Genomic DNA, 25,344 nt, shown 5'->3' on the forward strand with positions numbered 1-25,344 from the left:
ATGTAATTATTTATCATCTATATAACGCTTTTAGATTTACATCACCGTCCAACATCGAATGATCAAAAGGTATCTTTTATCTTCATTATCTTATTACCGGATAGATCCCCATTTGGTCATCATAATGATAGATAACGTCTCTATTCTGCTGTTTTAAAAATGTTAACTCACCATAAAACCGTGACAGTGAAGTCGCTTGTTTCCCATCCATTCCCTGCGATTGAATGGATTGTTCATAGTCCCGAACCAACCATAATCGTTTTTTTATCGACTCAGGAAATTTGTTGTAATAGATGCCATTTTGAGGCCCTACCGATATCCACCCACTTTCTCGAGTATATTCACTAAATTGTATTGTGCCTTTTGGTGATATTTCCAAAACAAGCCGAAAAGATGGCATTTGACTGCGAAAAGAGGCGAGTTGCTGGGACACTGCGGTCATCCACCAGCAACCATGGGTGTATCCCCAAATATGCGATGCCGCATTACGGGGTAACGTATGATAATTTTTACTTTGCGACCGTCTTTTTGTAGCCACCGGTTTTTCTACCTGTTTAGGAGGGAAAATATATTCAGTTTTAAGTGTATACTTGATTGCCGCATGTTCTAGACAAGCTAGATCCCTGTGCTTTTTATTTTCATAATTAGTTTGCTGTTGTATCCGTGGTGTCGCATCAACTGATTTGAGTAACTGTTGCTCATCAACAAGATCACAAAGGTTATGAGTAGATAAGCCAAGTCCAATATGATTATTTTCATAGCCAGGGCGAGAAAAAGGATTATCTATCCCACCTTCAAACCCTTTCTTGTTGTATTGCAGTAATGCGATGTTAGGCTGCTGAACTTCGCCTTCTCGATGTCGGCGAACGCGCCCTGCCATTTGAATAACAGAACGATAAGATGATGGCTCTACAACTGCCCAATCAAAGTCATGGTCACGCCCTACTTCTTCCACCGGAGTTGCAACTAAAATAAATAGCAAATGCTGAGCTTTCCCTTCTATGCTCACATTTTCTAGATGCTGGCGAATAATTGGATTATTGAGTGCATTCGCCTCTTCTCCGACCTGCTCTTTACGTTTTAAAACGCTATCTAAATGTTGCTCCTGCTCATGACGTAGTAAAAGAACTTGCTGGCTGTGATAAGCCATGGTGCGAATTTCAACACCTTCAGGACATGCACATTCAAGTAAGAAACGTGTTAAATCAACGCAAGGTAAAATATTCGCAACACGTATCGCACCAAATGAAACTTGAATACCCGTACGTTTATCGAGAAAGGCATGCTGGTCATGTTGAGCTAATGCTGCATTGAGGATGTGATTAAAATAACATTGTTGACTATCTTGAGTATTATCCTTCGGTGTAGGTACTATTAATGCTTTACGACGTGTAGGCTGTTGCGCTAACACATTGACTCTTCTCTTAATAAACTTGTCATGGTACTGCTGGTATAAATAAGGCGTATTGTCATCATTAGCGACTAATGTCGCCGCCAAGGTTGAAGATTGACATTTATCTTTTATTGAGTCGTATTCACCTTCATCCACCCATAGACAACCAACCTCTAAGGGCTGTTGACGGCTTTTAGCGTAGGCATACCACCCAGACTGATACGCATGAAAGTAAGCTAACGCAGTATCTGGGGTTATCGTAGCAGAGGAGATCATGACTTTACGCCCTAATAGTCCAGCCATATAGATAAGACGCGCTACGGCTATCGAGTCACTATCAGTAAAGTCATCCACTTCATCAATGACAAGGTCTGAAGACATTAACCGCAAACAAGGTAAAATGTAGCGACCTCCACGAACTGTTTCAGTGGCTCCCATGATATGGTCAATAGTACAAGCTAAAACAGGTGCATAGAGTAGAGCCCGATCTTTTGCTCTAGTAAGCACCGTTGATAACAGTTCCTCAGGGAGAACTCCCTGCCATTTATCTTCTGCCCATCTCAGTTCTTCTTCATTTTCATCGAACAACATTTCTTGTGATTCAGAACCGGTTTGATAAGGCAATAAGTTATTCGAGCTGGTATTAAGCTGCGGCGATGAATCTTGATCATGGGCTTTTAAGTTATCGTCATTCTCTTTTGCTTGTTGGTGTAACTGAGCGACCGCTTTAGAGCCAATTAAAACCGCAATATCCCCCTCATTTAACCCAATACTATTTTTATCTTTATATTCATCCCCTGTTTGTAATGCTAACGTACGTAGCCCCAGCGCTAAAATAAAACGAAAACTTTGCTTATCTTCTGATAACGCCTGCATAATTTTGACATTCGCGCGTGTTTTACCACAGCCAGTACTCGCCATATTGACAATAAAATAACCTTTTATCTCATCATCGCGCTTTTTACGATATTGATAGATTGAATTAACTGCATCTTCTTGCCAGCTAAATTTCCCTTTACTGTTTTTATCATAAGCTAACTGAGGAATATCACTGACAGGAGATGGCTCGCTTTCAAAATAAGGTAACGTTTCTGCAATATCACCGGCTATTTCTGCTACTTTCACCAGATGTTCATCAAGTTTTTGTTTAAATTGGGGGATATGATTAATTTTATGGGTATTAGCATATAGCGCTATCTCACTGCGCCATTGAGGATCATTCCCTTTGGATGAATAATTATGATCCCCCAACATTAAGCAAAGGCGTGCATGATGGGCAATCACTCTCCAACTTCCATCGGCCATTGCTTGTCGAAATAACGGTAATTGATTTTTTAGCTCATTTGCGACTTTCTGAACGGTGCGAATCCAAACAGTCGAGTGACTTAATAAACCATTAGGGAACTCAAAACACATCTTAATACGTCGTTGAAATTGAGATATATCATCATTATTTTCATAACCCCAATTTTGCCTTATTTCAGTTAGTAACTGATTATGTGTATTAAGCGCGATGTCTTGCCAATTTTTAAGTTCTTGTTCATCAAGAAAAGGCAACCGATGATGAGATAATATCAACCATGCTAGCAAAGCTGCGGCATCAGGCAAATTAGCCAACGGTGATTGTAATAAATAATTTTCAGTTGCCCCTTGCTGTAATTGCAGTTCATCCCATTCATTCTTAATGAGGGTTTCAAGCCATTGCTCATCGCTCTCACCCCCTTGGTTTTTAACTAATAAACTAAACAATATTGTGGATACCCATTCATGACGAACAGGGTCACCTTTAAATGTCGTTTTAATTGCAGGATTGAGCTTATCTTGAAATAAGCGTGACGCTTTACCCCAGTCATGAAATAAAGCGGCTAATTTTGCAAAAGTACTAATTAAAGAAAGGTATTTCCAATCATTTTCATCTTCTCGCCCCAAAAATGATTTTTCAGTGCGATTTACTGGCACATATCCTTGTGAATTAAATTTATTTCGATTTCCAACAATCCAGAGAAGTTGCGAACGTGAGCGAGAGCGTATCCAGTGACAACTGACAGCAGTACTGCGACTCGCGCTTTGCTTCAACATTTTTTTTACGGTAAGTAACCCTACCTCCGTAATAAGCGTTTGCCATGTATTATCTCCAATACGATTGGCAAATGCGTCTAATACACGCCGAGTTCTTTTTAAAGCATGTTTTTCACATTGTGAAACAAAAGTCACCATCATAATTCTGACCTTTGTATGTGTTGCTGTGATCCCGCTTGTAATGCAATAGCTTTAACGGTATCAAACAGAAAATCTAAAGCGTGATTATCAATAAAAGACTGTAAAATTTGCTGACGAAATTCTTGTTCTGTAGCCCCTTCTTTAGCGCAAATAAATGCCCATGGCAGTACAATGGCATCTTTAATTAAATCTGCAATATCAAATATTAACGCACCACGGCGCGTTTTTCCATGCATCACTGCAAAGCCATGAGGGATCCCCAGAACCCATAAACAGCTTGCAGCTAAACCGTACGCTAAATAATTGCCATGGTTTAAAAAAGTATTCGCTTTATCTATTGCTTGATGCTGACGGGTAAAATTGTTTTGCCCAGTATTATTTGCCGCATATTTATATAGCACTTTAGTCAACTGTGCTTCGATTAATAATAATATTTGTGTGTCATTGGCTTCATCAGTTCGCGTTTGAAAGGTTTTTAATGCGTTTTGAATAACTGTGTCGTCATAAATAAACCCTTCGCTTTTCAGTTCCCGAGAGTTTTGCCATATTTTCTGTAAATAGTTAATACGTGAACACTGTAACGTTTTCGCAGCGGATAAGCGTTTCTGTTCATCAAACCAAAAGCTCATCCAACCTTGTAAATATTCCGTTGGCCGATATTCGCTTTGTGGTGTAAACCACTCAACTTCGGTAGCCATATATAAAGGCGTTCCACCACCGCCGCAAAACCCCACCAGTACCCCTGCTTGTGATAACATTCTCATCGCCGCTTGAGTAATAGAGGTGCCGGTTCCTAATAGTAAAACCGTTGTGTTCGCTATCGGAATATTAAAGTAAAGATTTTCATTTTTTGCTTCAGTAAAATAGAGAACTCGCCCCTCTTTTTGCATCACTCGGCAATGCTCCAAGTAATACATATTGGCACGTTTAGAATGAAGGATTGTTTTTAAATCTGACGGAGAGAGATCATCCATGCTAAGCCAACCTTCCGTTTGTTTTGATAAGCCACCTTGCTATATTAATACAATTTAACTTAGGCTACGTCTATCGTTACGCCTTTAATTTCATAGTGTATAAGGTAATTTTGGGAAGCAGATCCCAATCCATATCATAAAAATAACTTATATGTTGTATTAAGACTAACAGATAATAATTTTTACAGTATTGCAGGCATATAGTGATAAGAGGATTTTGAGCCACTGATATAATCGCACACTAGTGACCTACGGCCTTCTATGCCGTAGGTCACATTTCTAAGCTGCCTATACGGCAGTGCACTAGATACATTCACGGAATCCCCGTTAATTTCATTTCTAAGCTGCCTATACGGCAGTGCACGCATTACTTAACTCATCGACAACTCGCAGCATTTTCTAAGCTGCCTATACGGCAGTGCACCCAACCACGGTGAGTCTCTTTTGCTACAGCGTTTTCTAAGCTGCCTATACGGCAGTGCACATAATTTTACTGTTAACATTCACTGCCGTGTATTTCTAAGCTGCCTATACGGCAGTGCATGAAAACCATGTGGTTATCAATGGTCGATTAATTTTCTAAGCTGCCTATACGGCAGTGCACGAAACGCCCCGAGATTGTTACTGCAAGCGCGGTTTCTAAGCTGCCTATACGGCAGTGCACTATAAATTATCAGCAAAAAATCTAAGTTCAACAATATATTACATCTGATTTTGTGGAAAATACCTTTTATTTTTTAATGACATATAACCAGTTGATTTTTAATAGAAACATTTCAGCAAGAAAAATAAAGGGGTAAAAAATACTGAACCTTATATAAACTGATATCATCCCCTCAAAAAAGATAGAAATACGTTAAGAATTTTCAATTTTGAATAGTACACGCCCTTCTGCCAATTTTTCGATTTTCATCGGTTGCATAAGTCGGCTCGCTAAGTTAGCTATCAAAAGAATAGTCACCTAACGTAATTCTTTTGTCTCTTGTATTTAAACTCTACTAGATAAATACTTTTGTTTATGTGTAAAAGCAATCCATATCATCTTGTGAATAACCTCTTCATTAACAAATAGAAGCAATTTATCATCAGAAATAAAATATAATCACTGGAATACGAAGAGTATGCTTTTGAATATTAACAGTATTACGCTTCACAAAATATAAAAATAGGACATAAATGGTATATTCGCCTCTCTCCATTCCCTATCCCCTCAAACACTCACGCTGACTCTATCATTTCTTCTTTAGCAACCATTAATTTCAGGCAATGAGTTAGTATTGTTAGTAACAAATATATTACCTAGCAGAACATAAACCACCTTTATTTGTTAATAATGAATTTTGAAAAACATTTATTATAAAAGTAAAGTTGTTATTTTATAACTATCTAAATAATCGACCTTATATTCGCTATCGCCGATAGCTTACTCTAATATTAGATGACGACTCAAACGCTAGAATATAGCGTATTATTGCTAGTTTGAATTTAATTTATTATTGGTAGGAAAATTTTTCAGCACAGCCTCATAGAAAATTCGCACTATATCTTTACGTTCTACCAATATCGAATATTGGGAACGAGTGGAATTAATCTTACCTACAATAATGAGGTTACTATGAGCTCAAATGACATTACCAATACATCCCTTGTCGATGATGCAGCCACTATGCCTGATATATCCAATAAAAAAATCATGATGGGTTTTTGGCATAACTGGGCCGCAGGGACTAGTGATGGTTATCAACAAGGCCAATTCACCAACATGGATCTCACTGATATTCCCGTAGAATATAACGTTGTCGCCGTCGCCTTCATGAAGGGAGAAGGCATTCCAACCTTCAAGCCTTATAATCTGACTGACACCGAATTTCGTCGTCAAGTCGGCGTACTAAATAGCCAAGGTCGTGCGGTGTTGATCTCTCTCGGTGGCGCAGATGCACATATCGCGTTGACATCTGGCGATGAAGACAAGCTGACTAATGAAATTATCCGTTTGGTAGAAGTCTACGGTTTCGATGGTCTGGATATCGATTTAGAACAGGCTGCCATTGGTGCTGCCAATAATAAAACTGTTTTACCTGCCGCGTTGAAAAAAGTAAAAGCACATTATGCGGCAGAAGGTAAAAACTTTATTATTAGTATGGCGCCTGAATTTCCTTATTTACGTATTAATGGGACTTATCTTGACTATATTACCGCGCTCGAAGGCTATTATGATTTCATCGCACCGCAATATTATAACCAAGGTGGTGACGGTATCTGGGTCGATCAAACAACAGCTGGTACAGGTGCTTGGCTCGCTCAAAATAACGACGCCATGAAGGAAGATTTTCTGTATTACCTCACCGAAAGTTTAGTAACGGGTACTCGCGGCTACACTAAGATCCCAGCGTCAAAATTTGTTATTGGCTTACCAAGTAATAATGATGCCGCTGGTAGCGGTTATGTCGTCGATAAGCAAGCAGTTTATAACGCTTTTTCACGTCTTGATGCTCAAAACCTATCCATCAAAGGCTTAATGACTTGGTCAGTGAACTGGGACAATGGAAAAAGTAAGGCTGGCGTAGCGTATAACTGGGAATTTAAAACTCGTTACGCTGCACTACTCTGAATAAATAGCTCTCGAAACTAGCAAGCTAGCTGCCAAATAATGTATTTGATACTTATCAATATAACATTCCCTCGCCTCCGGCCATTCGGAGGCGAGTCATTTTTGCTTTCGCTTAACTAGCATCATAGACCAGACCACATCAGCAAATACAACCAACCTGATAGGGTTTATCTCTCTTCTTTGAGAGCTAATTTTTTAGTCATTCTCTTGCTACCCGTTAATTTTTCATGATGAAAGAGATTAAGCTAAATGAATAACTCAACTCTTTCATCCTAATGTCATCAGTGCACAGAACAGAAATGCTCGATAGATAGCTCATCGACTCTGGCGCCATCTAAGTTTGCCCAGAATGCGATTGTTGAGAGAACATCTTTTTCACTTGTTGCAATAAAAAGAGTTATGAAAGATTTTTCGTTCCATAAACCGCTAGCTTTATAAACCGACTTTTTCATTTTCACTCCAACTCACTACATTCAATAACCTTACGACAAAACGGCTGTCTATCCGGTATAAAATATGTAGTTATATGATGGGAGCGATTTTACTTTTTCCAAGTGTATCGTCAGTCATATTCTCATAACCTATTGCTGATAACTCACCAACCTCTAGAACATGTCCCATGCCGCATTAGCGATTTTTCAATTTTTTCTCTGTAAACGCATCAAACTTTTAAGATATCGAACAAACTGGCTAGCTAATAATCAAATTATTTCTAGTTATAACGTATGTTTGATTTATTTGAATGGCATGCAGGACTATCAACTGTAATTTGTCTCATACCGCTATGGCGAAGTGAGCCGCCTTGATGCCTATCTCAACCGATAAACTCAATGTACCTCCATAGTAGATTTAATCCCACTAACCAAAAACCAAAGAGGAAGCTGGAAACAGCTCATCTAATTAGATTTTAACGTTTCATGTTTTGAAGGTGAAACGAATATTAGGCCTAGCAGGCATTATTGATGAGAAACAATGTCTTTCTAACCACAAACGTCATCAAAAACAACTTAGTTTGCTCGAAGAGTACTGCTCCTAAAGCGGTTGGAGAGAAAACCATTCATGAATGGTTAAGTGAGTAGCGAAAGAGGATTTCAATGAACAAAAAAGCCACCTAAAAGGTCGCTTTTTCTTCCCTAACCCTTTATTATTAAAAGCTATTTCATTTGACACACAAGACAGGAGAAGCCCCTTCACGACTTTGCATCAAGAGATTTTAAATTCACTTTTAACTGTATATTTCAAATAATGATATAACGCCTTCACTACAATCATTTAACTCAATAAATAATTAAATCAATAGGATAGTAAAACACTATAACAACAACTCTGAAAGGTTATTACGCCCATACACAAGTGGCTGCTTATTTCTCGTAAAAGTTTTATTTGCCGTCATTGGTTATGCTTTTTGATTATGCTTTTTAATTATGTCGCAATTTTCATCATCTAACTTGTATATTGAGCCATAGCCTTGATCACAGAGGTCTTGTAGAAATATCAACGCTTTTTTAGCATACTCATAACTTTTAGGATCAAGCTCAATTAATAGTTTTTTGATCATTTCTCTTTTTTCTCGTTCTGACTGATCAAAATTTAATATCCTGAGTTCTTTTTCTGGAACCGTTTCTATTTCATATATACCAATCGCTTGCGCCATGATAACCTTTTTTAAAAGAGGCGTGTTCAAGTCTTGATTCTCGCGAAAAAAATCATCAAATTTAAGATTTTCAGCGCTAGCCAGTCCTGACGTTAATAATAAGATATACATGAACTTCTTAAACATACTAAGGTACCTTTATTTATTTTCTGAATATCTATTTTCCTTTTTATTCTCTAATAACACAAACATTTTCATTAACCACCGATGGCTACCACTTTTTGCATTTTATTTCAGTAAATTATCATCATCAGTAATGTTCCTATTTTATCCATTTTATATTCCGTCACCCTAACACTTAAGTTGAAAAATATTTTTAGAAAAGCCAAATAGTTAGACCAAATAACTAGACAGCTATGACTATAAATGAGCGATGATAGATAAAGACCTTTTCAAGCAAAAATCACTACCAGAAACTGCAATTGATAAAAAAGGTGATAAGCACTTTAGAAGACGTAATGATTGACATTAGAACCGTGTAGAAATATGAGTATCTAATTCAAAGAATCACTAAAACAGTTAGCCCCATATATCGTTTCGTTAACTAAGCACATAATTGACACATTATTCAATAATTAAATGGATGTTTTTTGAAAAATTAAGTCACTGGCTGACTAATAAGACAAATACAACATAGGAAAAATGAGAACTATAGCCAATCAGGATGGTACATAGTGTTAAAATTAACTTACGGCTGCCCTAGAAAGGTTGATAAGGTTACTGTTACTGCAAAAAAACACATTTTACTGATATATTTTGAAAATCTTTTCATCATATGACCTCCCATTGAATTCAGTTCGTTAGCACTATTATTTTCAGATATCATTTCAAAGATTACAGCTACGACTAAAGCAATGCCGAAGATTATACAAAATAAGATAGGGTCAGTTATTATCACTTTTACTAGAACTCCGGCCGCAGCCGTAAGTTAACTTAGCAATGCTTATTATACATTACTAAACCGCTTTTATAAACAATGCATGACACGCTGTCATTTCGCCTCTCCTCTTTTCAATTCAACCACTATTTAAATAAAAATCGAGAAAATTTAAGTTAAACTCATTTCTTTAGTAAAAGAGCTTTCTTTATCCCGATGTTTTATTGATAAAAATGACATTACCTGCTCCTCGTTTTCATAAAGGTGTTTTAAAAATGGAAACAGTTAATAAAGAACTTCTTTAGTCTTTTATACATTAACAGATAGCTAAAGATTGATTGAAACAACTGGAAAAGCATTTTTATGGTAACCCTGAAACAGAGGAATTAGGCCATAAAAAACACTTTATGTGATTTGAAAATGCGCCAACTACTCCCGTTGGCGCTTTATACTGAAGCTTATATCAGTTTACGATCAACCGACCATGTAATGGCTGAACGGGCCGATTGTTTGAATGCCCCAAGGCTTGTTGAAATTTCTTTATTTGTTCTTTTGATGCTTTTATTGGCTGTTTCATCACTAACCATACCACGCCTTCAGTACACGGTGGTGTCGTTAAAGAACCGCTAAAACGGTAATAGCTTTTGTCTTCTGGATAAAGAGCAGCTAAGTTAATATTTGTACCTAACTCTTTTTCCTGATTTTTTTCTTCCGGTATATTACTCAACACTTGCTCGATGGCAGGATTCGCATCACCTTCCTCTAACATAATTGCGAGTACAGCAACTCCACCATCATTTTTGGAATGAACAAAATGCAACTCCAATGGATATTGCTTACCTTTTATTTCATTTTCGCTTGGGCTATGAAAGTGAAATTGTTTTAATTGGTAAGTTGCTCCATCAATAGAAAAGTCATCATCATCATTAACATTGATTTGTATTGAGTGCCCATTATTGATGATTTTTTGTGCGTGGGTGTGTATGTTTATAGATAATGGCTTTAATTTGCCATCAATCACCTTATCAATATTAATCGGGGATTGGTTAAATCCATTTTCACAAACTTTGAATTCGTCGCTCAGCTTCCCCCAATTTTCAGGTGCCCCACTACCTTCGTAAGTCCATAATGAATTAGCTTGTGATGAAAAAGTGAGAGTAGCTAAGATATATAACATAGCCTTATTGTAACTCATGTGATAGTAACTCAAGTTGTCAATGTGAGTTCTAAAGCTACACCTTGGCTTACACAAATATCATTAGGATTTATCTTATAATAACAATTAATAGCACATCTTATCTAAAATAAAACATACTATATTCCATTATTTCTACCCTCAGTTGCAGATTGTTGTGCACCTTTAATGGCAGTAATAATGTCATCTGTTGGGAACCGAACACGATCAGATGCTCCACCGGCTTGGCGTGTATCAAACTCAAAAATCTGAACAGAATATATCCATTAATGATGTCACGCCTCCTTTAGAGATAAAAAAACCGCCAATTAGGTGGTCTAAATTATGATGGAGATATCATTACTGCTGGTATTTGACTCACAACCATCTCTCCTAAATAAAAAAAGGCTACACAATGTGTCGCCTTTGCGTAATTTTTTGAATAAAAAGGAAAAGCTACTGACAGAAGATAATCAACGTACAACCCCCCACAAACAAAGCAACGGTACCATGTAAAAATGTGGCTATCATTGCCTTTTCAGTATTAACATGACTCTTTTTCCTGTTATCTAACCACTCATTTATAGCAATTATGAAACAAAAAAAGCAATAAACGCCAGCACCAAAAATAATAAATACCATCGACAACCCTCTGGAAAGGGTTGACCATCCTCCATAGTGACTATGTGGGTTAACATGATTGATGGTCAATGCAATGATGAATACGATAAGCCCGAACCAGAATGCATTTAAAATTCCTTTTCCAACTACTTTATATTCTACTTTTTCCGTACTCATATATTTTCACTTGTATTGAAATTTAGGTTAAGTACACTATGGTTCTAAATTTTAAAAAGGAAAATAGTTAATAGCAAAATATAGCGGTTGTGTCTTTTATTCATGCATGATAGAACACAATCACTTAAATGGGATTTACTATGCTTGATGGTATTGTTCAATTATTAGTCGCCGCCCCTATAATTGGGTTTGCGATCTCATTCATAATTATTATTTCGTCCAGCCAAAGCAAAGGAACTTTCGGTATATCTGTTGGTGTAATACTCGCATTTCTTTCATTTATGTTGCTCATGTGGACCTCTAAATTCTACTGATATTTAGCCAATTAGCTTTGGCATTCTCCACAATGAAAAGATAGCTCCCAGTTTTTCGAATGGATTTCAAGAGCAGCAGGCCTACTACTTAAAGTTACCTTATCGTTATAGAAAATAGCTACACTTTCGCAGTAACCTTCCTCATGACATTGAGTTCACCATACCAGTTCATCTCAGCTCCCCTTTGGATCTAACCAATGCATATTGGCTATCATGCTTCCTCACAGATGCCCGTAGCCACCCACGCGCTTTATTTGCTAACATGGCTTTTTTCACAGCATCGTCATATTCGACCGCATCACGCCACTGATAATTAAAGCCAAAGCCCCAACACTAACGACGACATAATCGGCGATATTCAGTAAGTTCGTTAGCGTCCGCAGTCGCAATATCCCACCACATTTTTAATACGCCATCTTGGGTGATTTAAGCTCTACGTTCCCTATCCGCTAGTGCGTCTGTAATTGCGCGATTGGCCTTAGCATTTCTGTACATCCGGCTGGCGCCAACATATGCAGTATTACCTCCACCTTTCCACTGGCTCTCTTATATGCGGCAGTTCTATTTAAGTCGATTAGATACTCATTAACGAATTTGGCTTGTAGGTCACTAAGCCCGTAATTGCGCACATCAAAGGTATTTTTCATCATCATGCGTACTATCTTGTTCTCTACTCCGCGTAATTGATATATCACTATTGTGTGATGGTTCTTTTGCACATTCATTTTCGTGCGCAGTGCGCAATTTCTTTTGCGCAGTTTTTTGCGCAGATTGCGCAGCTGGCTTTTTAATATATCGTCGTGCAGTTGCGTAATTAAGTCCCTGGTCTTCACACCACTCTTTAGGGGATATTCCTGATTTAGCATGAGCGGCGAGGAACTGTTGCTGTAGCGTCCCCCAATCCGGTTTAGCCATCGTGTTTATCTCCTTAGCCTATTAAAAAGCCCACTAGTTCTTTTAAGGTAAGCTTTATGATAGTTTTGATAATTTCCTCTAAAACTATATATTGTTATTAGATTTAGAACTTTCCCTACTCGTAAGTTAATACCATAAGGACACTAATGAATGTCTAAATTTCAATGTAGTTGTGGTCACATAATTAGGGATAATACTGATTACCTCAGTTACAAGGCTCATTACATAGCTGACCAAGACTTGTACGACTTTATTGACGAGCTAGAAGAAGGCTCCAAAGATAACTTTGCTTCTATATTATTCAAATATATTAGAGATATATATCAATGTACCCATTGCAATAATATATTCCTTTTTAAAGGTAATTTTTTTTATGAATTTAAGCCAATAAAAGAAAATAGTCATAGCTTATTAATGTCTAAAAAAAATGAGAAGTGGTCAGGTATTTTAAGAGGGCATTTCATCCAAGGTAAAGGAGAAATCTACTGGGAAACAAACCAACAACAAGATTTCCTCACTGGTCTTTCTCGCGAACAAGTAGAGCTTACTTACTATCAGAAATTTAATGAATTACTGTCCCTTGGAATATTAAGAGACGCATTCCTAAATGTTGATGGTGTTATGATCCATAAATATGAAAATTAACTAATTCACCAGATACACTCTGTTCTTATAGAGCTCTGCAATCCTTTAATCATCTGCTCTGTTTCTGCAATTCGCTCTCTGAGTAACCAATAATTTCGGATAGCGGAATCAGTAGGTCGGGCGGTGGCTGCATCATCCATGCCGGAGGTGGTAGTGCCTTCGGCTTTTTTACAACTTGCTTTGATGTACACCCGCTCAGGATGACGCTCAGCAGCAATACGCAACTGGTCAATTTCAGTTCTTGCATTTGTTAGCTCTTGGGTATGTTTAGTGTCGAGTTCATGAAGGGAGTTAATACGCTGTTCGTAGTCTTGAATACTATCAATCAATTCAGCATTTTCTTTTTTCAATAACTTATTGCTATCGTGAACAGTAACAACCCACCAGCCCAGACCAACAACCATAATGAATAGCCAGAATGATTTATCGAATTTCATAATTAACCTGCCTGCCCTTATAGTGGTCGATAGCTTTTTGACAACGCTTTTCTAAACTGGCTTTATCAATACCGCATGTGTTATCTGTCATACGATAAGCACCGAAAGCAATTATTGATATCGCAAGTAGCATAAAGAAAATGACTACAACTATAGGTTTCCATGACATATAGCTGCCTCCGCCTCTCTGCGATTAACTAACCCACGCCAAACCTTTCCACCAGCATAAACCCACTTTTTAAGCTCTTCACAAGCACCATATTGATCACCTGCATTTAGCTTTTTAAGCATTGTCGACTTAGCAAATGCGCCGGTACCAACATTGAATGCAAATGAATACAGAGCAGCTTTGGTATGTTCACTTACAGGAACTTTAACCAGGCGATCTACCTGAAGTTTAGTTCTCATAAAATCAAGCTCTAACAGCTCATTGCATTCTTCTTTTGAATAAACTTTGTTGGGAACAATGTCCTTTCCTGTATGCCCATAGCAAACTGTTAAAACCCCACCCACATCTTCATACGGCTCATACCTAACACCTTCAAAATACGCAATCACTGTTAACGCGATAGCCGAAGCCCCTGCACCAACAAGCACAGTTAATTTTTGTTTGAGTGACATTAGATATCCTTAGGGGCTTTCGCCATAAGTTCGGTGGCTTTTCGTGCAGTGGCTGAAGGGTTTAGAGGGTCTGTTTTGTTAACCAGTTCTTCAAATAATCGAGTTCGCTTTCTCTGTTCTCGCCTATTCATAAAGAAAGTCGCTAAACCAAGGATGATGCTAAACGCCATCCCGATAATAAAGCCCCACTCATAAAGCGATAAGCTTGCAAAGAATGCTGTGAGCCCAGCACTACCGTAGGCTGCGTTGCTATATTTATCCATACGCATGATTTCACCCCCTACGGAGTGCCCGATATTTAGTTAATAGGTAGCCACCAGCAAATTAATTGCAGTAATTAAACATGTTGAGTGTGATTTGCGGGGGCTGTATACGAAAAAAGGCCGCACTAGGCGACCTCTTGGTTAGATGTTTTGCACTATAATAATGAAAGGGTTAGTCTATGCCCCATTGCAATAATAGCTTGATTAATAGTGTCAATTTTAGTTGAGTGTTGAAGATTAAAAAGCCGGGTGATTTCCTGCTTTTTAACTCCCATCTCTCTCGCTAGATCTGACTGTGTTAATTTTGAATCAACCAATCAATCAATCAATCAATCAATCAATCAAAGATACTCACTTAAATACAAAAAACACATTCCATTAAATATTTTAATATTAATTAGCTTTTGTTGCTTTAATTAACTACAGTTAAATTGAATTTCAAAAACTTAGTCTATTAATAAAATTTAAGCGAGGTTTTTATGGAAAGGCGCCGTTATATAGTTTTCAATGTTAAAGGGTTTTCTAGTATATATAATGACTTTGCGGGGGAGGATATTCCTTTTAGGTTAATGCTAGAAAGAGCTAGCGGAGGGACAGAGGTGGTTAATTTAAATCTACACTCAAAACTTGACATGATGTTCTACCAAACACTGCTCTCATATTGCTATGGATCGCCATCTTTTTCAAACCCTAATAATTTATTAGGCCCTAAGTATCTAAGGGCTGGAATTTCGTTAGATGATAGCGGCCTGATTGGCTTTGATATGTCAAACAACATTGTACCAGACAATGATGTATATGACGATAATTAATAATTAACAATAAACAATCAACTTTCGATATTTAAGCCATTTGATACTGAATGGCTTTTTTCTTTAATTCATCTAATTACTAACTTTAATCATATAGATATGCTTAATTCAGCAATAAGCCACTTAACAATATCAATAAATTAAACCCACTCGAACTCATCAAACCCCTCAAAATAATCAAACATATATAAACCTCTATAGTGCGAAAAACCCCGCGATTGCGAGGCCTTGAATTTGTTTAATGCGACTAGGTATAGAAAATCCATTATTAGAAGATAATAAGCCAATTTTATGCAAAAATCAAATAAAACACATTATTTTATTACCCTGCTAAATGCCAGTTCTGCCGCACTTTCTTCAATAAAACATTTACTAGCTAACTTTTCATAAAATTGCTTCCAATTTCGTGACCATGACGATTGGGTTAAATCGGGTACTAGGTGCTTTATTGCATTGTAGGCTACTGAAGATGGCACACGGTTGAAACCTTTACCCGCGCAACGAGGGCAGTCCTTAAAAATCGGCCCCCCTTGCAACTCGGTTTGTACTTCATCTAATACTTTACCTCGTCCCTTACAGCGGCATCGATGCGCTATTTGCCCCTTTCCATTACAAGGCATGCATAATTCTTCCACCTTTTCGTTTTCAATCCACGGCTCAATAACCACTGTTCCGTCTAGTCTCGTTATACCAGGATGTTTGACTACGTCCTTACGCTTATAAATAAGGCCCTTACCGCTACATGCTGAACATGGAAAAACTGAACCTGCTGAACGGGCATAATCTTCAAATGCCATTCTGGCCAGAACAATTAGACAGTAACCCAACTTTTTACCTGCAGCTTTAGCCACCAGCTTTGGTGTAATTTTTTTAGCGTATTGGGTCAATGCTTCCACGGTAGAAAATTTATCTTCTTCGCTGATATCATTCTTCGCTAGAAAGGCTGTCATACCGAACTTAGCTTGTGATTCTGCCATCCCCATAGCTGCCATGATATCTGTACCTGTAATTCGGTCAGGAGATGTACAACCTGCTACATTACCGAATGTAGGTGACTTAGGGTGAAAGTTTTTAAGTGTATTTTCGAGTTTCATTGGTTCACCACCTATTACACATCAACAATATTTTTTAATGGCTATCAGATACGACATGCGCGCAGCTCCATGACTTCTCTTTTGGTTTGCTCAAGCAATTCCGCTTCGGTACCGTGAATTTGCTGCCATGTTTTTGGGGCCGCATGAAAGCCGGTGCCATAGCTAGCGCGGTGATGAGGCGGGCATAACGGCAATACATCTTTATGACTAGCACGCTGCGCTATTCCCTGCCCTGTTCGTGTATGATGGATTTCCGCAGGAGTTGCCCCATACCCCATGTTTCTACAACAAATACAGCCGCGTTCTGCTACATCTGATAACCACTGCATCTCTTCTTTGTTCTTTGATTTTTTGGTCATTGGTCTTGCCTCTAGGTAAAATCTAATAACTGAGCCGCCGCATTTTCAGCAGCTTGTTGGGTGGAAAATTTACGGAATAAAATAAAATTCCAAAGCACATCGAGTGTGGCTTTGTAGAGTTCGCCAAATGCTAGATCATCCATTTTGGCAAAGCTGATTGATTTAGCGACACGGCGAAGGCTACCATCTGGCATTTCGAACGTTTCATAATGTCCTGATTGTTCGACCACCCAATAACGAAAGGCATCAAAGGATTTAGTCGCTGAAATATTACGTGCGCGTTTCTGTGCTATCTCATCGAGATAAACATCAGCAGCTGATTGGAGGGCATCGTCGTTATCGGTGTAGTAAGCGAGGAATTTGACGTAGCCGCGAACGAGTTCTTTTTCTTCAGGCGAAATGGTACCGCCGGTAGGTTCCCAGTATTCATACCCTAGATTGAGGAGTGCAAAGTACTTGCGATGGAATCGTGGGTTACGTGCCTTCTTAAAATCAGCCGAAAGCACATCACCACACTTGATTTTTGAATGCAGGAAATCTCTCGCAGCGGGATTAGCCGGTACAAGAGTGTCGTTAGACATTTTAATAAAGCTATGCTGTGCCATACTTTTTTCTCTCAGTAGACACAGCAAGTGTTAAGATTGGGTGTTCAGACCAATAAGTAAATTATATAACCAGTTAGTGTCATCAAACCTTATTTTTTAAGTTGCCTATACGATAGCAAACCAGTCTACCGCGGTTTAATTAGCAACATTACTTTTCTAAGCTGCCTATGCGGCAGTAAACTATAACTTATCATGAAAAAAACCATATTCAACAATAAATTACACCTGATTTATGAGAAATACCTTTTATACTTCAACACTATTTAACTTTTTGATTTTTAACCAATATATTCTAAGTGAGAAAATAAAGGGTAAAAAAGAGGAAAACAGCACATCTTGTATCCCCACCTAAAATTAATAGCGATATTTTAAATTTGAACTATTTGTAATGCTTTGTTACATCAACGTTAACTAAGCCATGCTACTTGTGCCTGTCCCGCTGCTCAGCTTTACCATCCTGACGTAATCATTTCATTAGTATTGCCTTTTAATCGTCTTTTGGCGCTACGCACAGATCAACAATGTCTGCAATACAATGCGATATAGCCTCCTCTCGTTCATCTTCATTCACAGAATTCCAATCAGACTCAGTAGTGCCAAGATTGGTACTTCAGTAAATACTGGAGCAATCTAAGTGGCTGTATAGACCATTTCATTGTCGCTCACTGTTAGTTCTCCTATTTCAATATTTGCGTTAAATGTTCACTTATAGTATTTTCCGTACCTCAAATTTATTAAGGGAAATAAATAATGGAGTTGCTAAACGGAATTATTAGAGGCAAATATTCAATTCATTTCTTAGCCATTTCTTGGTATTTGATCACCACTTTTATTAGCTTTGTTTTTGAAAAATTTCCCAGTACAAATCCATCATACAGAATAGAGACTGTGCTTTATCTCACTGCAACATCTAGAACCCTACAGACTTTAGTTTCAGCTTTAATTTTAATAGGACTATTTCGACGACTAACAAATGATTTAACCAAGCTTGGCATTCTTTACTTCCTTACTATAACGGTGATGTTTTCTATTAATATTGCGACTCTTTATGACCTTGTTGGATATATCAATTCCGGTGACTGTGAAATCTCATATTGGTGCATGAGAACTTACTTCAGTAAGTAACAAATGCGACTCTTTCTCTGGCATCACCTTACGTCAATAATTCAGCCTCTCTCTTATACTGCCAGTGCCATCTCAATATACGCTAGCATGCGTTCACTGTTTATTTTTTGATTTTTCAGTTGCCGAATTGGCTGACTCACCAATAAATCAAGCTGCTCCAGCTCTTGATACTTTTCTGGCCACAAAGCACGATTGAGCGGTAACCCATCAGGCAAATATTTGCTTGGCATAACTACCTCGTCGTTTTTTGTGGTTTTAACTTGGGTTGATAAGGTGTTTTCATTCTCGCCCTTGCTGCTACATGAAGGCAGTCGATATGACATTGTGAATAGTCACAACCATCATCAGGAAAAGTAGGCCTGTTATCATTCACGTGTAATTCGTGTGTGATAAGATCTTTGATTATCATGGTCTGTCTCTACTTTATGGGGCAATGGCTTGGCCGAACATTATTAACAGCTTAAAATGCGCTTTGGGTTTTGTTATCCTTTTCGAGAGGAACTTCGATTGTTTTCTTACCCTTTAAATACCAATGGTTCTACATCTCGTTGACTGATATTTTTGATATACAAGTTAGCCAATCAAGCATAAGTAATACTCGCTTTACCATGACGATTTAATCGTAAAATTATCTCCATCAATTTCACCTAAAATTACCACTATTAATATAAACATTAATAACGGTTATACTATAGCTGCCAGATAAGCCTGACTTCATTTTTCAAATACTAAAATAAATGTACTAACTCACTTTTATTTCTAAAAATAATTAACCTCAATAAATAATCAACTAAATAGGCAATGAGTGTTACAAGAAAAACGAATTGAATTATATAAGAGGTTATAAAAGTAGCCGAAAAAATAACGCTAAGCTTCATAGAACCATTTATTACATTATCACTAGAAAGCCAAACAACAATGTTAATCCAATATGGAATTAAAAAATAAACAGTTAATCGATATCTTTTACTGATCATTAATGACTTTTTTGATAAAAACACAATAAAAAAACAAAGCAGCACAAAGTATATAAATAAAGAGTAAGAGATTAATTTTATAGAGGGCATTATTAAACTTGAGTTAACCGAAACAGGATAGAATCGAAAAAAATACTCATGAACTAATTCAAGATAAAAAAATAAAACACTAAAGAACAGTGAAGCATAAGATATAGCTAATTTTAATTTAGCGTCATTCATAACTTTTAAATATTCCTGTAATTTATAAAACACTATTTTACAGTGTAGGTCATAAAACCTCTTGTACTTGGAAAATACAATTCAAGTAATTTATGCCTTAACGTCCATGGGTCTTCACGCATCAGCGAGTTCGCTTCAAGAGAGCTAAAGATGCCACTACTTTGCTTCAAAATAGTAAATACAATATCTGAACACATAGCCCATCCAGCCATACCATGATCATAAATTAATTCTGTGATTTTTTCAGCTTGCGCCCTAGGTACTGTAAACTCAATCAGTTGAATATCTTCACTATCCCATTTTTGAAATGAAAGATAATCATTCCATGTAAACTCAGGATAGCTAAAAAAACTCTCCCGGACTTCTAGGAAGTCGATATGCTTCTATACTACCGAAACAATCATCAGATCCACATTTACTATATTCTCCAGAGGGATCATAAAGAAGCGCTTCTTCGCCTTCCCCTACAACTAAACCTGTGTGGCCTATTCCCCAGTTATAATTTATCATCACAAATATTTTTACTGGATCTTCAATTAAAGAATCTGCGTAGACATTAGGTGAGATAATGAACCTACCCGCATTCGTAGCTCACGCTATATCACCAACGAAACCAAAGAAAATTATAATCAGTGCCAAAATATCAATTGCAGCACCACTTTTGTAAGTCATGAGTCCGTGGCGCGATACATCGTTAAGACTCAACTTATTGATGCTGTAGTTGCACATTATAAAAATGATCAATACACAATGCAGATTTAAGGATTCGTTATGTTAAAAGTTATCTATATTACGGGTTCATTAAAAAAGCGGTTAGCTGTTTCTGCAACGCTTTTTAAATGTGCGTTTGCTGCTCTATTTGGGGTTTACTCTATCAAAGCGGTAATGTATGGCCTCAAAGAAAAAGAAGACAAAGAGCAGTATCAAAAAATTGAAAGTTTATGTGACGTTATCGCCAAACGAGATGACGTTAAGCTAACTTACAGAGATTGGAAGTAAGCCCCTACATGGGGCTGGTCTTAATTGTTGGTAGTTTTATCTGTATTTTTTGTAGGCTTGGTTTTTGCTGGCGGGGATTGTTTTTTCGTTGTTGTTGATGACTTGCTGTTGGCAGTATTTTGCTTTGTATATCCAGAGCAAGTTTTTTTAGATTTACTTATCGAACCATCGTTACAAACAAACTTTCCATTCTCACAATAATTTACCCCTCCCTTACTGCCAGAACAGGGGTAATTTCTTGCATTAGCTGAATTTGTTAAAGAAATGAACATCACTAAAACTGCGGAAATGCCTATAACAAACTTTTTCACTACTCGCATCCTATTTATAAAATTTATTGAACAGTGACTATAATCAATATTTACGTTAAGTCTACTTGGAGCGAATGTTTTTTATCTGAAGAACGTGACAAATATCACTGTTATGAAGAATGACTATTATGAAGAAAGGATACTGTAATTATAAACAGCGCCGCCAAGGTGCCGCCATTCTGCCGCCACTTTTGATTTTCAGCGACAAATTCCAGATGCAAAAAAGCCACCTATTAGGTGGCTTTTTCTTTCCCTAACCCGTTGTTATTCAACGCAGTTTTTATTTGGTGCCCAGGGCGGGACTTGAACCCGCACAGCCTAAAGGCCGAGGGATTTTAAATCCCTTGTGTCTACCGATTTCACCACCTGGGCTAAATTTTGGAGGCGCGTCCCGGAGTCGAACCGAGCTACACGGATTTGCAATCCGGTGCATAACCGCTTTGCTAACGCGCCTTCTTCTTAATCTCTTACTGAGATTGGAGCGGGAAACGAGACTCGAACTCGCGACCCCGACCTTGGCAAGGTCGTGCTCTACCAACTGAGCTATTCCCGCCTAAAGCTTTCGCTTTTCAAACTGGCTGATTTACTTATTTTTTTTCGTAAACCGTGTTGCCGTTCGATGCGTTGCATTCTACTGATTTCACATTTTGAGTCAACACAATTATTTAAAAAAATCACTTAAAACCGTTCGTTCGCTGTTTTTTCAATCATTTCGATCAAGCTTCGCTCAAATCTGCCCATGCAGCCTTCAAATATTGATACATTGACCAGAACGTTAAAATAGCGGCAACATACAATAATGCGATAGCCAGATTCTCAATAAGTAAATTTGGACGCCATAACAACCCAACTAAAGACATCATTTGAGCGGTTGTTTTAAATTTACCTATCCAAGACACAGCGACACTACTTCTTTTACCAATTTCAGCCATCCATTCTCTTAATGATGAAATAATGATTTCACGTGCAATCATTGTGGCGGCAGGTAAGGTAACATACCAAACATCAAAACTTTCAGTGACAAGAACTAATGCCGTCGCCACCATCACCTTATCAGCAACAGGGTCTAGGAAGGCACCGAACTTAGTTGTTTGCTTCCATAACCTCGCTAAATAACCATCAAACCAATCTGTTACTGCGGCAATAACAAAAATTAATGCACAAACAAATGGGCCCCAGCTTACAGGTAAATAAAAAGCTAGCACAAAAAACGGTATCAAGATGACACGAAACAGGGTCAACCACGTAGGAATATTTAATTTCATCATGCTCAGTAACTTTTTGACCAAATTGGATTTAATAAGTATGGTGCCCTAAGACACCTACTGTTTCAATGCATTATAAATCTTTTCTGCCAACGCGTATGAGATCGAGGGCACTTTTGCTATCTCTTCTATGCTCGCATTTTTCAGTGGCTGTAAGCCTCCCATATATTTTAGTAGCATTTGACGACGTTTTGGTCCAACACCTTCAATTGACTCTAACGCGCTGGTATTCTTTACCTTTGCTCTACGCTGGCGATGTCCTGTTATCGCATGATTATGTGACTCATCACGAATATGTTGAATCACATGTAATGCAGGTGAATCAGGCGGTAAAGCTACGCCCTCGCCCTCAGGCTTAAAAAATAGCGTTTCAAGGCCCGCTTTGCGATCGCTCCCTTTTGCAACGCCAATAAGTTGAGGTCTATTTTTATCCCAATCAACATCCAGTGAATCAAAGACATCTTTCGCTTGCCCTAATTGCCCTTTTCCACCATCGATAAAAATAATATCGGGTATTTTACTTTCATCCAGATGCTTACCATAGCGACGGGTTAAAACTTGATGCATGGCTGCATAGTCATCACCGGGAGTAATTCCTGTGATGTTATAGCGTCGATATTCTGATTTAACGGGGCCATTCTTATCAAACACAACACACGATGCGACCGTTTGCTCTCCCATCGTATGGGAAATATCAAAACATTCCATACGTGCTATGGCATCCATACCCACAATTTTTGCTAAAGATGCCATTCTTTGATGAATGGTTGATTGCTGAGCACGCTTAGTTTGTAGTGCAGTAAGCGCATTCGTTCGAGCTAATTTTAAATAGCGCGCCCTCGCCCCTCGAGGTTGCGTTTGGATCTGCACTTTTCGACCTGCAATATGTGATAAAGAGTCCGCTAGTAATTCTTTTTCTGGTAATGAAAAATCTAAGAGGATTTCACCGGGTAATGTTCTATTTTCACTGCCTTGCAAATAAAACTGCCCTAAGAAAGTTTGTACTACTTCTTCAAGTAAAGTGTCTGCTGGAACTTTTGGATAATAGCTACGGCTTCCCAATACTTTACCTTGTCGAATAAATAACACATGAATACAGGCAAGCCCTGATTCGAATGCAACACCGATAACATCAAGGTCTTCACCATCACCAGAAACAAATTGTTGTTCCGTGACTGCACGTACGGCCTGAATTTGATCGCGAAAACGTGCAGCATCTTCAAAACGCAGCTCCTGACTTGCCTTTTCCATCCGTTCTATCAATCCTGTTAAGACCTGTTGGTCTTTGCCTGTTAGGAATAAACGTACGTAATTGACTTGCTGATCATATTCTTCATCGCTAACTAACCCTTTAACACAAGGCCCTAAGCAGCGACCTATCTGATACTGTAAACAAGGCCTTGAACGGTTTTTGTAAACACTATCCTCGCATTGACGAATTGGAAACAATTTTTGCATCAGCGCTAATGTTTCGCGAACCGCGTAGGAATTAGGGAACGGACCAAAGTATTCCCCCTTCGCGTGTTTTGCTCCACGGTGCATAGAGAGTCGCGGATGTGTTTCTTTACTTAAAAAGATATAAGGATAAGATTTGTCATCCCGCAACAAAACATTGTAGCGTGGCTGATAAAGCTTGATATAGTTATGTTCAAGTAACAAGGCCTCGGTTTCTGTGTGTGTGATCGTCACATCAATAGAGGCAATGTTTTTTACTAGCTGCTCAGTTTTTCGGCTACTGACTGTCGTTCGGAAGTAACTGGAAAGCCGTTTTTTTAAATCTTTAGCTTTTCCAACATAAATGACTGTTCCCCCAGCATCATACATTCGATATACGCCAGGTTGATTGGTGACTGTTTTTAAGAAAGCTTTTGGTTCGAACTGTTCTGACACCCTAATAAACCCTGTTTGGCTACGATTAACCCATAGCTGATAGCAATATGAGTTAATTCTACATCACTACGGATATTAAGTTTACCAAACATTCGATATCGATAGGTATTTACCGTTTTAGGGCTCAAATTAAGAAGCTGTGCAATCTGTTTGGTCGAAATCCCCTGAGTGATGAAGAGCATGATTTCAAGTTCACGAGTGGATAATAACTCATAGATATCCGTCTGATCGTTTTGATGAATGCGTTTCAATGCGATGGCTTGTGCAATATCGGGGGAAATAATTTTACTGCGCGCATTGACTATCTGTATGGCTTCTAAAAATTCATTAATTTCAATTTTTGCACTCAACACACCTTGGATCCCAAGCTCAAGAGCCTTCAATAAAAAAGCATAGTGATTGTGTATATTATAAATGATAATTCCGACATCAGGTTGAGTCCGTCTTAAGGTTTGCAAGTTTTTTAATGATTCAAATTGGCAATTATCGCTATTAATTAAGATAATATTGGCTTTTTGTTTTCTATTCCACGAAATGGCTTGCTCGATAAAGGGAAATGACGCGACAACATGACAGCGTTTATGACGATTAAAAATAGCTTCCAGCCCGCGAATTAAAATATTATTATCGTCAATAATTATAATATTAATCATTTATTTCTCTATATGTTATTGCACGTTAATATCCATCTCCATAAATAGCAATTTTATAAGATAAAATACAGTTTTTTTATTTCATCATTAGCCGATGGATTTAATATTCCGCAGTTTAATAAAAATTAAAAATGGA

General features: G+C 37.9%; 24 protein-coding genes, 3 tRNA genes, 2 pseudogenes and 1 CRISPR repeat array. Of the genes and pseudogenes, 5 read left to right on the forward strand and 24 right to left on the reverse strand.

The window, feature by feature from the left end; all coding sequences use genetic code 11:
- Positions 1-85: 85 nt before the first annotated feature.
- Together cas3f and cas1f are read right to left on the reverse strand one after the other, a co-directional pair.
- Complete coding sequence (gene cas3f / locus M1F03_RS11720) at positions 86-3,613, reverse strand: type I-F CRISPR-associated helicase Cas3f (protein ID WP_251464380.1); 3,528 nt, start codon at positions 3,611-3,613, stop codon at positions 86-88.
- Complete coding sequence (cas1f, locus tag M1F03_RS11725) at positions 3,610-4,587, reverse strand: type I-F CRISPR-associated endonuclease Cas1f (protein WP_154623414.1); 978 nt, start codon at positions 4,585-4,587, stop codon at positions 3,610-3,612. The genes cas3f and cas1f overlap by 4 nt, the downstream gene beginning before the upstream one ends.
- A 276-nt stretch (positions 4,588-4,863) precedes the next feature.
- A CRISPR array of direct repeats spans positions 4,864-5,250; the repeat unit is 27 nt; unit sequence TTTCTAAGCTGCCTATACGGCAGTGCA.
- Between the two features lie 952 nt (positions 5,251-6,202).
- Here cas1f and M1F03_RS11730 point away from each other — a divergent pair.
- Positions 6,203-7,195: pseudogene (locus tag M1F03_RS11730) on the forward strand (chitinase); the annotation flags it as partial.
- Positions 7,196-7,479: 284 nt separating this feature from the next.
- Here M1F03_RS11730 and M1F03_RS11735 read toward each other — a convergent pair.
- From M1F03_RS11735 to M1F03_RS11755, 5 genes and pseudogenes are all read right to left on the reverse strand, one after another.
- Positions 7,480-7,650 carry a hypothetical protein gene (locus tag M1F03_RS11735; RefSeq protein ID WP_167520921.1) on the reverse strand — a complete coding sequence of 57 codons (171 nt, stop codon included), beginning with the start codon at positions 7,648-7,650 and terminating at the stop codon, positions 7,480-7,482.
- A gap of 944 nt (positions 7,651-8,594) precedes the next feature.
- Positions 8,595-8,978 carry a hypothetical protein gene (locus M1F03_RS11740; RefSeq protein ID WP_195848632.1) on the reverse strand — a complete coding sequence of 128 codons (384 nt, stop codon included), beginning with the start codon at positions 8,976-8,978 and terminating at the stop codon, positions 8,595-8,597.
- Between the two features lie 1,214 nt (positions 8,979-10,192).
- Positions 10,193-10,906 carry a carbonic anhydrase gene (locus tag M1F03_RS11745; RefSeq protein ID WP_282560523.1) on the reverse strand — a complete coding sequence of 238 codons (714 nt, stop codon included), beginning with the start codon at positions 10,904-10,906 and terminating at the stop codon, positions 10,193-10,195.
- A gap of 453 nt (positions 10,907-11,359) precedes the next feature.
- Positions 11,360-11,701 carry a hypothetical protein gene (locus tag M1F03_RS11750; RefSeq protein WP_251464384.1) on the reverse strand — a complete coding sequence of 114 codons (342 nt, stop codon included), beginning with the start codon at positions 11,699-11,701 and terminating at the stop codon, positions 11,360-11,362.
- Positions 11,702-12,264: 563 nt separating this feature from the next.
- Positions 12,265-12,930, reverse strand: a pseudogene (locus M1F03_RS11755) (terminase small subunit); the annotation flags it as partial.
- A 150-nt stretch (positions 12,931-13,080) separates the two neighbouring features.
- On the opposite strand from M1F03_RS11755, the gene M1F03_RS11760 reads away from it, so the two are divergent.
- Positions 13,081-13,575, forward strand: coding sequence for a hypothetical protein (locus tag M1F03_RS11760; RefSeq protein WP_154635773.1), 495 nt, complete (start codon positions 13,081-13,083; stop codon positions 13,573-13,575).
- Between the two features lie 5 nt (positions 13,576-13,580).
- Here the strand turns inward: M1F03_RS11760 and M1F03_RS11765 are convergent, their stop codons facing one another.
- The 5 genes from M1F03_RS11765 to M1F03_RS11785 all read right to left on the reverse strand — a co-directional run bounded on the left by M1F03_RS11765 (position 13,581) and on the right by M1F03_RS11785 (position 15,213).
- Positions 13,581-14,012, reverse strand: a complete 432-nt coding sequence (locus tag M1F03_RS11765; RefSeq protein WP_251464386.1) for a lysis protein — start codon at positions 14,010-14,012, stop codon at positions 13,581-13,583.
- A complete protein-coding gene (locus tag M1F03_RS11770) occupies positions 13,999-14,181 on the reverse strand; it encodes a hypothetical protein (protein ID WP_251464388.1) in 183 nt (60 codons plus the stop codon). Before M1F03_RS11770 ends, M1F03_RS11765 begins: the two co-directional genes overlap by 14 nt.
- On the reverse strand, positions 14,163-14,633 hold the full coding sequence (locus tag M1F03_RS11775) for a lysozyme (protein ID WP_004918815.1): 471 nt from the start codon (positions 14,631-14,633) through the stop codon (positions 14,163-14,165). The genes M1F03_RS11770 and M1F03_RS11775 overlap by 19 nt, the downstream gene beginning before the upstream one ends.
- Positions 14,633-14,902, reverse strand: a complete 270-nt coding sequence (locus M1F03_RS11780) for an HP1 family phage holin (RefSeq protein ID WP_163862130.1) — start codon at positions 14,900-14,902, stop codon at positions 14,633-14,635. Before M1F03_RS11780 ends, M1F03_RS11775 begins: the two co-directional genes overlap by 1 nt.
- 149 nt (positions 14,903-15,051) lie before the next feature.
- Positions 15,052-15,213, reverse strand: coding sequence for a helix-turn-helix domain-containing protein (locus tag M1F03_RS11785; RefSeq protein ID WP_163767551.1), 162 nt, complete (start codon positions 15,211-15,213; stop codon positions 15,052-15,054).
- 162 nt (positions 15,214-15,375) lie between these two features.
- On the opposite strand from M1F03_RS11785, the gene M1F03_RS11790 reads away from it, so the two are divergent.
- On the forward strand, positions 15,376-15,708 hold the full coding sequence (locus M1F03_RS11790) for a hypothetical protein (protein WP_196712989.1): 333 nt from the start codon (positions 15,376-15,378) through the stop codon (positions 15,706-15,708).
- A gap of 314 nt (positions 15,709-16,022) precedes the next feature.
- On the opposite strand, the gene M1F03_RS11795 is transcribed toward M1F03_RS11790, so the two are convergent.
- The 5 genes from M1F03_RS11795 to M1F03_RS11815 all read right to left on the reverse strand — a co-directional run bounded on the left by M1F03_RS11795 (position 16,023) and on the right by M1F03_RS11815 (position 20,302).
- The gene (locus M1F03_RS11795) at positions 16,023-16,802 is read right to left on the reverse strand and encodes an antitermination protein (RefSeq protein WP_251464390.1); all 780 of its coding nucleotides are present in this window, start codon (positions 16,800-16,802) and stop codon (positions 16,023-16,025) included.
- A 44-nt stretch (positions 16,803-16,846) separates the two neighbouring features.
- On the reverse strand, positions 16,847-17,161 hold the full coding sequence (locus M1F03_RS11800; protein ID WP_251464392.1) for a Ref family recombination enhancement nuclease: 315 nt from the start codon (positions 17,159-17,161) through the stop codon (positions 16,847-16,849).
- 11 nt (positions 17,162-17,172) lie between these two features.
- On the reverse strand, positions 17,173-17,766 hold the full coding sequence (locus M1F03_RS11805) for a DUF1367 family protein (RefSeq protein WP_251464394.1): 594 nt from the start codon (positions 17,764-17,766) through the stop codon (positions 17,173-17,175).
- 1,178 nt (positions 17,767-18,944) lie between these two features.
- Positions 18,945-19,121 (reverse strand): hypothetical protein, encoded by a 177-nt coding sequence (locus M1F03_RS11810; RefSeq protein WP_251464396.1) that lies wholly within the window; start codon positions 19,119-19,121, stop codon positions 18,945-18,947.
- Positions 19,122-20,122: 1,001 nt separating this feature from the next.
- The gene (locus M1F03_RS11815; RefSeq protein ID WP_251464398.1) at positions 20,123-20,302 is read right to left on the reverse strand and encodes a hypothetical protein; all 180 of its coding nucleotides are present in this window, start codon (positions 20,300-20,302) and stop codon (positions 20,123-20,125) included.
- 370 nt (positions 20,303-20,672) lie between these two features.
- Between M1F03_RS11815 and M1F03_RS11820 the strand changes: the two genes are divergently transcribed.
- Together M1F03_RS11820 and M1F03_RS11825 are read left to right on the forward strand one after the other, a co-directional pair.
- On the forward strand, positions 20,673-20,852 hold the full coding sequence (locus tag M1F03_RS11820; RefSeq protein ID WP_250000507.1) for an ogr/Delta-like zinc finger family protein: 180 nt from the start codon (positions 20,673-20,675) through the stop codon (positions 20,850-20,852).
- A 9-nt stretch (positions 20,853-20,861) separates the two neighbouring features.
- The gene (locus tag M1F03_RS11825; protein ID WP_196712986.1) at positions 20,862-21,089 is read left to right on the forward strand and encodes a hypothetical protein; all 228 of its coding nucleotides are present in this window, start codon (positions 20,862-20,864) and stop codon (positions 21,087-21,089) included.
- A 20-nt stretch (positions 21,090-21,109) separates the two neighbouring features.
- On the opposite strand, the gene M1F03_RS11830 is transcribed toward M1F03_RS11825, so the two are convergent.
- From M1F03_RS11830 to M1F03_RS11860, 7 genes are all read right to left on the reverse strand, one after another.
- Complete coding sequence (locus M1F03_RS11830; RefSeq protein WP_249998971.1) at positions 21,110-21,400, reverse strand: hypothetical protein; 291 nt, start codon at positions 21,398-21,400, stop codon at positions 21,110-21,112.
- 285 nt (positions 21,401-21,685) lie between these two features.
- Positions 21,686-21,772 (reverse strand) — tRNA-Leu (locus tag M1F03_RS11835).
- A 7-nt stretch (positions 21,773-21,779) separates the two neighbouring features.
- A tRNA-Cys gene (locus tag M1F03_RS11840) sits at positions 21,780-21,853 on the reverse strand.
- A 24-nt stretch (positions 21,854-21,877) separates the two neighbouring features.
- Positions 21,878-21,953: transfer RNA gene (locus M1F03_RS11845), tRNA-Gly, on the reverse strand.
- Positions 21,954-22,116: 163 nt separating this feature from the next.
- Entirely contained in the window at positions 22,117-22,665 is a 549-nt protein-coding gene (pgsA, locus tag M1F03_RS11850) for a CDP-diacylglycerol--glycerol-3-phosphate 3-phosphatidyltransferase (RefSeq protein ID WP_154624726.1), read from the reverse strand.
- Positions 22,666-22,722: 57 nt separating this feature from the next.
- A complete protein-coding gene (uvrC, locus tag M1F03_RS11855; RefSeq protein WP_163862268.1) occupies positions 22,723-24,555 on the reverse strand; it encodes an excinuclease ABC subunit UvrC in 1,833 nt (610 codons plus the stop codon).
- Complete coding sequence (locus M1F03_RS11860; protein ID WP_154624725.1) at positions 24,522-25,208, reverse strand: LuxR C-terminal-related transcriptional regulator; 687 nt, start codon at positions 25,206-25,208, stop codon at positions 24,522-24,524. The genes uvrC and M1F03_RS11860 overlap by 34 nt, the downstream gene beginning before the upstream one ends.
- Positions 25,209-25,344: the final 136 nt, after the last annotated feature.

The sequence above is a fragment of the Providencia sp. PROV080 genome (assembly GCF_033688105.1).
In the GTDB taxonomy this organism is placed as follows: domain Bacteria; phylum Pseudomonadota; class Gammaproteobacteria; order Enterobacterales; family Enterobacteriaceae; genus Providencia; species Providencia zhejiangensis.